The organism is Flavobacterium sp. 38 (assembly GCF_057799715.1).
In genome coordinates this window covers 22,123-34,377 of the sequence record NZ_JBYNWZ010000010.1, presented here as the reverse complement: position 1 = coordinate 34,377, position 12,255 = coordinate 22,123, and the positions used below count along the sequence as shown (strand labels likewise).

Annotated in this window: 6 protein-coding genes; 3 read left to right on the top strand and 3 right to left on the bottom strand. The window is 33.6% G+C overall.

From position 1 onward, the window contains the following. The first annotated feature begins 345 nt into the window (after positions 1-345). From AC3E9W_RS19350 to AC3E9W_RS19340, 3 genes are all read left to right on the top strand, one after another. Complete coding sequence (locus AC3E9W_RS19350; protein ID WP_488769654.1) at positions 346-756, top strand: group III truncated hemoglobin; 411 nt, start codon at positions 346-348, stop codon at positions 754-756. Between the two features lie 75 nt (positions 757-831). Further along, positions 832-1,275 (top strand): hypothetical protein, encoded by a 444-nt coding sequence (locus tag AC3E9W_RS19345; RefSeq protein ID WP_488769653.1) that lies wholly within the window; start codon positions 832-834, stop codon positions 1,273-1,275. Positions 1,276-1,413: 138 nt separating this feature from the next. Further along, positions 1,414-3,171, top strand: a complete 1,758-nt coding sequence (locus AC3E9W_RS19340; protein WP_488769652.1) for an aromatic amino acid hydroxylase — start codon at positions 1,414-1,416, stop codon at positions 3,169-3,171. Between the two features lie 557 nt (positions 3,172-3,728). On the opposite strand, the gene AC3E9W_RS19335 is transcribed toward AC3E9W_RS19340, so the two are convergent. The 3 genes from AC3E9W_RS19335 to AC3E9W_RS19325 all read right to left on the bottom strand — a co-directional run bounded on the left by AC3E9W_RS19335 (position 3,729) and on the right by AC3E9W_RS19325 (position 11,955). Beyond that, positions 3,729-4,358, bottom strand: a complete 630-nt coding sequence (locus AC3E9W_RS19335) for a DUF4230 domain-containing protein (RefSeq protein ID WP_488769651.1) — start codon at positions 4,356-4,358, stop codon at positions 3,729-3,731. A gap of 186 nt (positions 4,359-4,544) precedes the next feature. Beyond that, entirely contained in the window at positions 4,545-6,860 is a 2,316-nt protein-coding gene (gene tamL / locus AC3E9W_RS19330) for a translocation and assembly module lipoprotein TamL (RefSeq protein ID WP_488769650.1), read from the bottom strand. After that, a complete protein-coding gene (locus AC3E9W_RS19325; RefSeq protein WP_488769649.1) occupies positions 6,844-11,955 on the bottom strand; it encodes a translocation/assembly module TamB domain-containing protein in 5,112 nt (1,703 codons plus the stop codon). The genes tamL and AC3E9W_RS19325 overlap by 17 nt, the downstream gene beginning before the upstream one ends. Positions 11,956-12,255 lie beyond the last annotated feature (300 nt).

Here is a 12,255-nt window from a genome sequence, read left to right as displayed (position 1 = left end):
TTTTCTTATTTAATCCGTTTTATTTTACTAAAACATCACAATATTAAGAGTATTTTTACAGCATTCTTATTTTTTAAACTTTACAAATACACATCAATTTAAAAAAATTGATATAACAAAAACTCATCGAATTGTTTTTCAAAATACTGAAAAACAATATTTTAAAAAACAAAAAATCATAAAAAACTTACCTGTAAAAACCGAAATAACTCATCATAAAATAAAAAATCTATACAAATCCTTACAAATTGTCATTTTACCAGCAATTAAAGGGTATATGACAATTATCAGTTAAGCAAAAGAAAGATAAATTGTATTTTTGCAGTTTACCTTAAATACAATAAAATGACAGCTTTAAAAGATATTTCTACTATAGAAGACATTCAGCAAATGGTAAACAGCTTTTATGCTAATGTTAGAAAAGACGATTTAATTGGTCCAATATTTAATGACAAACTGCAAGATCGTTGGGAGCCGCATTTACAAAAAATGTATGGTTTTTGGCAAACCATTTTGTTTGATGTTCGCGCTTATTCTGGAACTCCATTCCCTCCGCACAAGCAATTGCCTGTAGACAAAACCCATTTTGACCGCTGGATTACCATTTTTAATTCTACAATTGATGCCCAGTTTGCAGGGCCAATTACAGAAGAAGCCAAAATGCGCGCAACCAATATGGCTTTTATGTTTAGCCATAAAATTGAATATTTTAGAAATGCAGAGAACGAGCTTAGGAACTCAACAAAAAAATCTTAGAAATTTTCTTTCAAATAACAACCAGAGCTTTATATTTGAATAAATGAATTAACCCAAATCTATATTCTTTTATTTATGAAAAAAGTAATCCTACTTATTATTACCTGTTTCTCTTTTTTAAGTCAATCAAAAGCACAATCTCAAACTCCTGCCTCTAATCTATACAAAGGAACTTTTGACGGAAAAACTCCCATTACATTATATATTCAAACAAGTGAAAACCAATGTAATGCCGAACTGGATTATGCCTCAATGTATCGTTATAAATCAAACAAATGGATTCAGGTTTATATCACTCAAAATAAAAAGGTTGAAAATGAATTTGTTATGGTCGAACACGGTTTCAGCGGTGTTTTGATTTTAAAGAAGGTTGGTAATACTTTTTCCGGTCTATGGATTAGTCCCGACACCAAAAAACAGTTGAAAATTGAATTGAAAGAAGTTTCAATGACAAAAAAAGAGATTGAAAAATATACCAGCGAAATGGAAAGAGTAAGTTTTGACAATAACGATTGTTAAAAAAACACTTTTCTTCTAAAACTTCAAAATCAGTAAAAACGCAACAAAACCCACTTTCGAATAAAAATTTTGTGACAGATGGTAAAAAATCGAGCTGTAAATTCGTAATTTTACAATCTAATCTACATCGTTTTCGAAATGAATCCAAATATTGAAACTAATCCGTTACTAGAGCGATTGCCAAAGCATTTACAGCAATTTATTAAACCTCAAGATTATAGCGATTACACTCCTATCAATCAGGCGGTTTGGCGATATGTTATGCGTAAAAATGTAGATTATCTCTCTAAAGTAGCGCATCACTCTTATTTGGAAGGTTTACGCAAAACAGGAATCGAAATTGATTCTATTCCGAGCATGTACGGCATGAACCGAATTCTGAGCGAAATAGGCTGGGCTGCGGTTGCCGTTGACGGATTTATTCCGCCAAATGCTTTTATGGAATTTCAAGCGTATAATGTTTTGGTGATTGCTTCAGACATTAGACAATTAGAACATATTGAATATACTCCAGCTCCAGATATTATTCACGAAGGTGCTGGCCACGCTCCTATTATTGCCAATCCTGAATATGCTGAATATTTGAGACGTTTTGGCGAAATTGGATGCAAAGCGATTTCTTCACATAAAGATTATCAGATGTACGAAGCGATTCGTCTGCTTTCTATTTTGAAAGAAGCAGAAGATACGCAACAGGAAAAAATCGATGCGGCTGAAAAAGCGGTTGCCGATTTGCAAAATGATATGGGCGAATTGTCTGAAATGGCTCAAATTAGAAACCTGCATTGGTGGACAGTTGAATACGGATTGATTGGAACTGTTGAAAATCCGAAAATTTACGGTGCAGGATTGCTTTCTTCAATTGGCGAAAGCGCCCATTGCATGACCGATAATGTGAAGAAAATCCCTTACGATATTTCGGCTGCCAATCAGAATTTTGATATTACGCAATTGCAGCCTCAGCTTTATGTAACGCCTACTTTTTCTTATTTGAGTTTGATTTTGGAAGAATTTGCCAATAAAATGGCTTTACGAACTGGAGGGCTTTCTGGAATTCAGAAATTGATCCAATCAAATGCTTTAGGAACAATTGAATTGAGTACTGGTTTACAAATTTCAGGAGTTTTTACTAATGTAATTGAAGAAGATCATAAACCGGTTTATATTCAGACTACTGGAAAAACAGCATTATCTTATCGCGAAAAAGAATTAGTCGGCCACGGAACTCTAACGCATCTGCATGGATTCGGTAGTCCGATCGGGAAATTGAAAGGGTTTAATCTAGCAATTGAAGATATGAGTCCGAAAGATTTGCAAGCTTATAGCATTGTTGAAAATGAAACTGTAAAACTAGAATTTGAAGGCAATATTATTGTTGAAGGTGAAATCATTACAGGATCTCGAAATCTACACGGTGAAATCATTTTAATTAGTTTTAGAAATTGTACCGTAACCCATGGAGAAACGATTTTGTTCCAACCAGAATGGGGCAATTATGATATGGCGATTGGTAAAAAAGTGATTTCTGCTTTTTCTGGCCCAGCTGATGTCAATAGTTTTGATTTAATTAATATTGTTCCTTCAACTAAAACAATCAAAGCAAAACATACGGATGAACGTGATGAATTGGAGATTTTATATGCTTCTGTTCGTACCATTCGTGAAAACAAAGAAAACAAAACGGAGCTTCAAAATATCTTTAACAAATTAAAAGAAAATCATAAAAATGACTGGTTGCTTTCTGTTGAAATAGTTGAACTTCTAAGAGATTCTAATGAAACGGAATTATTACAAGAAGTTTTAAATCATTTAGAGCAATTAAAAGCAAAACGCCCTGAAGTCGCTCACTTGATTTCTGGCGGTTTGGATTTGATTTTTTCTACTGCGAAAGTTTAACGTTTTTTTGCCACGAAGGCATTAAGACGCAAAGTTTTTTTATTTCACGCAGATTTTTATTGATTTATGCTGATGTTTGCAGATTTTTTTTAATCTCGCAAAGTCGCGAAGTCGCAAAGTTTTTTATTTCACGCAGATTTTTATTGATTTATGCTGATGTGTGCAGATTTTTTTAATCTCGCAAAGTCGCGAAGTCGCGAAGTTTTTTTATTTCGCGCAGATTTTTATTGATTTATGCTGATGTGTGCAGATTTTTTTAATCTCGCAAAGTCGCGAAGTCGCAGAGTTTTCACTCAACGTTGTCATTTCTGATAAAAAACGAAAACTTTTATGAAATGGATATCCTAGCCCCGATAGAAGTGGAAATCCTTTTTTATTTTTTCTTTAAAAATAAAAAAGATTGTAACGTATAGCGGGATTAGCTCCTAAAAAACATTTGGCTTTATTATATAAATCGAAATGACAAGATTGAGAGAAAATCTTTGTAGCTCTGCTGCTTTGAACTTTTATCTTTTAAAAACAAAAACTTCGCGTCTTAGTGCCTTCGTGGCAAAACCCTACAATTTAAGATCTTCTTTAAATTCTTTTTCAGATTCTATAGTTTTTCCGTTGTATTGAAGTTTCCAACCCATTGAATTGGTTAGAATTAAAATCTTAGACAACTCGCTGATTAGTCGGTTTTGGGCATTTTTTTTAAGTGTAGAATTTTCGATTTTTTTAGCCAGATTCGCTTTTACCGATTTGTTGATTTTATTGTAATCGTCTCCCGTAAAAGGGTTGAGTTTGCTTTGTTCTACATCGTAAAACTTAATATCGGGATTGATTTTAATTTCTTCTTTAGGAATATTTAAAATCGTGATGGTTTTGTTTTTCTCATCAATATCATATTTCATTTGATGCAAATCGTAAGCAACTGTAACATCGGCATTGACCACAATTAGCGCTTTCTTTTCAAAAGAAATCATATCTAGAAAATACTTCTGCTGGTTTTTATACGTCACAACTTCAGAGAAATGTCCTTCGGTAACCACCAGTTTTCCAACGTTAAGTATCTGTTGCTGAATCAAATTGGTATTGTATTCGATATCAGAATCGTCTTCTTTTTTGAATTGGCAATATTTAAAAGCCAGAACAATCAATAAAACAATAACACCAACACCTATAATTCTCTTGATCAAGTTTTGCATTCTCTAAAATATTTTAGACCAATTTAGTTATTTTGCCACGAATTTCTTTTCTTTTTTGCCACGAATTACACCAATTACACTAATTATTTTACTTGAATTAATTTTAATTTCTCAAATTGAAATTTGAGAAATTAAAATTTTGCAAAACAGAAATTCGTGCCAATTAGTGTAATTCGTGGCAAAAAACTAGAACGGATATCCAATTGCGATATTTAGAATCAGATTGTCTTTTCTCCAAGAACTGCTTCCAAAATTAATATCATCAATTACCCATCTTTGTCCGTCTGGCAATGCAGGATTTCGAAGCGGGATGGCTAAATCGGTTCTTAAAACTAAAAACGACAAATCGAATCTTAAACCTACTCCCGCTCCTATGGCGATTTCTTTCATAAAATCTTTTGAGATTTCAGCGCCTGCTTTATCTGGATCGGCATGCAAAAGCCAAATATTTCCTGCATCAAAAAATACTGCTCCTCTTACAATGCTAAACAATTTAGCACGATATTCAGTATTGAATTCCAGCTTTAAATCGGCAGATTGATCGGGTGTATAATTAATATTTGTACTTTCTGGTATAACATAACTTCCAGGTCCCAATGTTCGCGCTCTAAAGGCACGAATACTGTTGGTTCCTCCTACAACAAATTGTTTTGATGTTGGCAGCGTTCGGGAATTTCCGTATGCAAATCCTGCACCCACAATTAATCGGCTGGCCAATTCACTTTCTTTTCCAAGCTTCATATAATGTCTAAAATCGGATCTTATTTTGACATATTGGCTAAATGGCACATCAAAAATTGTTTTTTGATTATTATTATAATCTGCTCCTGTGACCAAACCTGTAATATTTCCTGCTAAATCCAATTCGCCATTAAAATATATGGTATGCTTTCTTCTTTTCTGCATCGTATTGGTATACGTATAATTGTAAGTTGGGCCAAAAATCAATTGTTTTTCAATCACTTTTCCTAATGCTGGATCTTCATCAATATCTTGCTGATATTCTGGTGTCACATGATTTGGACTAACATAGGTCACATCGATTACATTCAATTGATGTTCTTTTCGAATGTTTTCTTTCCATAGATAACCAAACGAAGTATTGAAAGAATTCAACGCATAAAGCTGTGTTCTTTTTTGATATTCGTAACGAATTGTTGCTTTGGTTCTTGGCACATATTCGCTATTTCCTTCGATATTAAATGGCGTAATAAATCTTGGCCAAGTGAGGCTAACTTCAGCTCCAAGTTTATAAATGTTTTTTCCTTTATTTGGTCCTCCAAGCTGGAAATCGGCACCTCCAAAAACTGAAGCTGTAAACACTTCTGCTCCTTTCAGAAAGTTTCTATTATTCCAATTCAGGTTCACTTCCGTTCCCGTATAACTTGCCGAATTGGTTTTCCCTAAAACCTCAACTCGAATGAATTTCTTTGGCAAAAGTGTTAGGAAATAATACGAATCTAACGCATTATCAATACTGTCAGAAGGTTTAAATTCGTTTTTAACAAAACTGAATGTTCCAAGATTGACGAAACGATTCAATGTTAGATTATGATCTTTTCTATTGTATAAATCGCCTTTTTTGAAATAAATAGTTCGGTCAAAAACTCTTGGTTTGAAAGTATCTGCCGTATCAATTATGGTAAAATCTTTGTATTGTTTAATGTCTCTCTGCCTGTAAACCATACTATCGTTTGCCAGCGAATAATTTGGGTACACAAATATTTTATTGATTTTATAAGCTCTGAGTGCTTTTGCAGGCGTTTCATTTTTGATTACGATTTTAATCTTCACTTCATGATCGCCTTTACTGCTGTCAACCTGCGCCAGAAGGTAATCTGGATTAAAATAATAATATCCCTTCTCTTTTAATCTCGCATCAATACGTTCTCTTTCGGCTTTTATTAGATCTAAATCATAAGGTTTTCCAACTTTTAAAAGACTTCTTCGGCTTGAACGACCAATTATTTTTGACATTTTAAGCGAATCATCTGGAAAAGTCACACTTTTGATAATGTATTGTTTTCTTGGCGTTACGACATATTCTGCGGTTGCTCTTTTGTTTCTAACTGTAGAATCGGCACTTACACGGGTTTTAAAATAGCCTTTGTTTTCAGCATAATTTCGTAAAACCGATGCATTGTAATCTAAATCGACTTTACTAAAAAGCACTGGCTCTTCTCCTACTTTATTTTTAAGCCAATATCTAAATCCTTTTTCTTTTTTAGGCGTTCCTGCAATATTATAAAACCATAATTTTGGACGTAAACCTAAGAAGGTTTTATTTGGTTTTGGACGCAATAAACCTTCCAATTCAGTCTCTAGTGCTTTTCTATCTTTCTTTTTAATGACCGAATCTTTGACTTTTACTGAACCTCCCACATATAAAAAATCACCTTCTGGAAGATATTTTGTGTTGCTGCATCCTAAAACAAAAAATAAGGAAAACAGTGCCACACATTTTTTAAAATAGTTTGTTGTATGTTTATGTTTTTTGCTCATTACCTTCAATTTTGTTTTCTTCCTGATTTTCCTGCAGTTTCTCTTTTTCCTTTGCTTCCTTTTTTTTCTGCTTTTCTTTCTCTTTTCTGATTTTTTCTTCTTTAATCAATTCTTTCTCAGCCTCGGTACGGTGGAAAAGTTCTCTGAATTTATTGTAACTCATCGTGATAATAAAACCAACACCCGTTTCAACCACTTGCCCCTCAACGGCAACCTGATATTGGTTTTTTCTGTAGGCACGAACAACATAACGCCCGTCCTTAGTCAACTGATAATCTAGAGCAACGTCGCCGGCAATATTGGTACTTTCTTCATTTGCACGCTCCTGCCCTTCAACACCAAAACTGCTTCCTACGGTTACTTTCAATCGGTCGTCTAATAATCGTTTCGAAACTTCCACATTCAGGTCGGTACGGTTTTCCATAGTACCTGTAGTGTAATCTTCTGTAGATTCTAAATCAAAATTGACTTCAAAACCTGTAATAAGATCACTTGCCAAATTGTTCAATTGTTGCGAAAGTATTTTACTCACACTCTGTCTTGCCAACGTTTCTGCGCTTGTACCGCCACTCTCGCTCGCAAACGGATTTTCGCCTACAAATCGGTTTAATAATAAAAGTGCAAAAACCTGTTTGTTTAATTCTGCCGGATCTTGCTCGAGCTGTTTTAACTTGGTTTGTGTAGCCGAAACAACGTCTGAAGAAACATTATAATTTCCATCTGGAAGTTCAATTCCAAAAGAAATTTCTGGTTTCATCAATTCGCCATTCATTTTTAATAAAGTATTAAATGGCAATTTTTGTTTATACGTATTTCGAATTGCAGGTTCTACACTTGCCAATTGATTTCCAAGCAAATCAATTGGAGCCGTCTCTACTTTATAGATTGCCGTAATATTTACATTGGCTAGTGTCGGTTCGCCATTCCAAGTAATATAACTGCCTTTTTGAAGATCGAATTTTCTTTTAATTCCATTAAAGTTCATTTCGTACGCACCTTCATTGAACTCGTATTTTCCTGTCAAAGTAGTTTTACCCGACTGATCGATTCCTCCAACCAATTCTGCTTCGCCTTTTAATCTTAGATAGTCACCATTTCCTTTATCGATAATCAAATTCAGTTCGGCTTCTTTGTTGATAGTAATGGCAACGTTCACGTTCATGCCTTTTAGCTCCGACTGATTCAGTTTGTTCTGCATTTCAACCGTTTGTTTCAGATACATATTATCTTCATCCACAAACTCTACAATTCCTTCACGATCTGCAATTGAAGGATCTGACTGAGGCAGCACCACTGTAAATTTGGTCTCTTTATTTATTTTAACTGTTCCGTCTACAACAGGACTGTCCAGATTACCTTTGATATTTAATTTTGTATCTAAAAATAAATCTCCATAGAACAAATCGTTGTCTTTTGCTTTAGAATTTATCGCTCTAAAATCGTCTGCTTGTACTAATAAATCAAAATTGTATGCTTTAAAATCAGTCGTTTTAATGTCTCCGTTTACAAATAATTCGTTGTCATTTTCATCTAAAAGCGAGAATTTATCAAAAGAAATAGTTCCGTTATTAATGGCTATTTTTTCTTGTTTTACCTTGAAATAAGAATTCAGCTGAGTCACTCTAAAACCAGCATCATTAAAATTTAATTCTCCATTAACTTGAGGTGCTGACGTATTTCCAGTGACTTTAAAATTTCCAGACAAATAACCGGTTCCTTCTGTAATATTATCCATACTGAAACCTTGAATGCTTTTGATATTCAGTCTGTTTATCACTAAATCCAAATCAAAATTTCCTGCATCTAGCTGATAATCTCCAGTTAGTTTTAAGTCATTTCCTTCGTCACTCAACATTACATTTGCCGCAAGCGTATTGGCTGTTTTATTATCTACTTTTATTTCTAAATCACCAACTTTTGATCCTTTAAAAGTAAAATCATCAATTTTTAAATCTGAAGTAAAAGTCGGGCTCGTCATTACGTTTTCAACCACCGCGTTTCCATTCAGCATACCTTGCATTAGTAATTCGTCTTTTTTAACCATGTTCATAATGGTCTCAATTTTGAAGTTTACAAAATCGACTTGCAAAGGCGCGTTGTCCTGCGTTCCTTGAGACTGAATTTTTAACTCATTTCCGTCATTACTCAAAATAAATTTATTGACATAAAGTCGTTTATCTCCAATTTCAATTGCGTTTTCTGGATCGACATTCCATTTGTCGTAATTTAGAATAAAGCTCTCAGGATTCAGTTTTACAATGTTTTTAGAATCTTCAGCTTTAAATTCGCCCGCAATAAAATATTGCTGTTTTTGCTTGGCATCTTGAACCTCAAGAGCGTAAGTCAGAATATTATTCTGAACCTCTCCACTCAGACTTGTAAACGGAATTTTTAAAGAACCGCTCTCAATTGTAGCCACGGAAACGGAATATTCTAAAGCATTTTCTTTGGCTTCAATATTGATTTTCCCATCAGAAATAGTGTTGCTGGCATAAACAATTCTCGGAATCGTTCCTTTTACTTCTAAAGAATCTGTCTGATTATTAAACTTTCCGCTGATTGTAAATGGCTCTAAACCTGTCAATTTTGGCAGTAATTTAAAAAGGACTGGATCATTATCAACCTTCAGCATAAATGCTAATCTTTGTTCATCAGATTCTGCGTTGACTTTCGGGTTTTTCAAATCAATATATTTCGATAATGATTTTTGAATGGAATTGGCCAAAGTCGTCAATTTATATTTTCCAACCACTTCTGCTTTTAGAAACTGAGACGAAATTTTTATCGAATTGCTGTCTTTATCCGCGAAAGCAAAAACACGAATAGAATCTAAGACAATTGGTTCGGCAGCTTGCAGAATCTGAATATTAGATAGAAACACTTTTCCGTTTAAGAAATCAGGATTGCTATTGGTGATATCGGCGTCAACATTTCCGCGAAGTTTCATCGGGCCGGCATGCAGATTCAGTTTTTCCAAATCGGCAATATCCAAATTCAGTTTTAATTTTACAGTCGGGTATTTCTCTTTTGTATCTCCGCTAGCGGTTAATTCAAAATTCAAGTTTGGATCTTTCATTCCAGATTTTACTGCAAAAGAGCCATTTTCGATATTTCCTTTTAAAGCCAAATCTTTATAAGTATATCGATTAAAAACCGCTTTCTGTACCAAACCATCAATCGCTGCATTTGCGGTTTTTGGATCTAAACCATTTCCTTTAACTTTCGCTTTAAGCGTAATTTTTCCGATGGAATCGTTTTTTATTAAACGTCCTAAATCAAATTCTTGCAGCGAAACCGTTGCATCGTATTTTTCTCTTTTTTTAATGCGCTGATCAAACAAAGCATCCACTTTTGCATTTCCAAAACTGCTGTTTAAAGCCAGATTAGTTTTGAAATTCTGTACCGAACCTTTGAATTTTCCTTGAAGATTTAACTGCGAAGGCAATTGAATGTTTTTCGGAATTGTTCCTGCTGGCACAAACATATTAATGTCTTTTGAAGTACTAGAAATCTTCTTGATATTCAAATCATAAAAGGCTTTTTGAGCATCAGGAAGTCCAGCAATTTTCCCCGAAAGGGAAACTTTTGTAGTACCGATTCCGCTCATTTCAAATTTCGAAATATCCAAATTATTTACTTTTCCACTTACGCGGCTATCCACATGCAGAATCGCATTTGGATTGCTTTTAAACGGATTCTGTTTTTGCAAATCTGGAACAAAAAGCAAAATATCTTTAAAACCAATTTTTGACTGTTTTAAATTGGCATCAATGGCAAGATTCCCCAAATCTTTCTGAAGCGATTCCAATGATTTGTATTGCGCCTTAACTTTATCTTGTACAAGCGTTTGTGGCGTTTTCAAATACAAATTCTCCAACGAAGCTTTTTTAGGACCGTAAAAGAAATTGGTTTTTAAAGCTTGAATCTGCAAACCGCTTTTTTCGTTAACGGTTAAGGCTTTGATATTTCCAGAAATTGTATCATTTCCGTAATATAATTTCTCTGCTTCGAAGTTGAATTTACTCAAATCCATGTGCGCATAATCAATCCCTTTTGAAACAGGTTTCGATTGCATGTCATCAAATTTGAAAGCGATATTTTCTAAATCAACTTGATTTAGTTTTACTTTCCAGCCTGCTTGTTTTATGGCTGTTGTGTCGAGGTTTGGTGCTTCGATTTGCTTATCTTTTGCACCCAAACGTAGATTTCCTTTAAGATTTTTAACTTCAAAAGTATCAAAATCCAAAAGCTGTTTTGTAAGATCGATTTCATTTACTGTTAAATTTAAGTTTCCTAATTTTATTCCAGAATCTAATCTGGAATCTTTATTATCATAAGCTATATCAATTTTCGACAAAGCAATTTTGTCTAGTTTTAATTTAAAATCTGGGCGTTTTGAAACGGTATCTACTGTTTGAATTGAAACTTCTGCAATTTTCTCGACAACATCTTGGTTTAAAATAACTTTCAGTCCGTTCAAGTTGATATTCGGAATATTAAAATCCATTCCGTCCAAATCGAATTTCTTGAATTTGGTATCAAAATGGGTCAAGTTTACTCGAATGTCGTTTTTAGAATAATCATCTTTGAAATTAAATTTTACCTGATCGAGATTTACTTTTACCACCGATATCTTAAATGGTTTTGCATCAGGATCTTCTACTTTCGGCTCTTTAGATTCGAATGCTTTTATGATGTAATCGAAATTGAAAACGCCGTCTTTGTTTCTAGAAATATTGGCTTTTACATTTTCTAGCGAAACCGAATTGATTTCCAATTCGCTGCTTACCAATTTAAAAAGGTCAACATCAACTTCTAATCGTTTACCTGCCAGCAAAGTATCTTTTTTTTGATCTTCAAAATAGAAACCTTCCAGCACTACATCTTTTGGAAATTTGATCAAGATTTTATCCAAAGAAACTTTGGTTTTTATCTTGCCTTGAAGATAGGTAATGGCTTTGTCCTTAACGAAGTTTTGAACAGAAGGAACCTGAATTAAAATGATAAGAAGTAATAATAATGTAACCACAGAACCCACACACCAAAGCAGTATACGAAGTGTTTTTTTTAAATAATGAATGGTTTTCTTATTCATACGTCAATAAAATCGTTTAAGATTAAATTGCTTCTGGAAAAAGCAGGATTACACATCTTACAAAAATGTAAAATTTAAACCTTAACAATTTACATAATTATGAGGAATTATTCTAAAATTTTACGGAGAAATAGTTGTTTTAGTACCACCGAGTAGCTAAAGCACGAAGTTTTTTTGCCATGAATTAGATTGATTAGAAAAATCTTTAGCCACAAATTACACAAATTATCACAAATTTTTTCTAATTAGATAACCATAAATAAATCACTCAACAAGGTATCTTGAAGAGTAAAAATTATT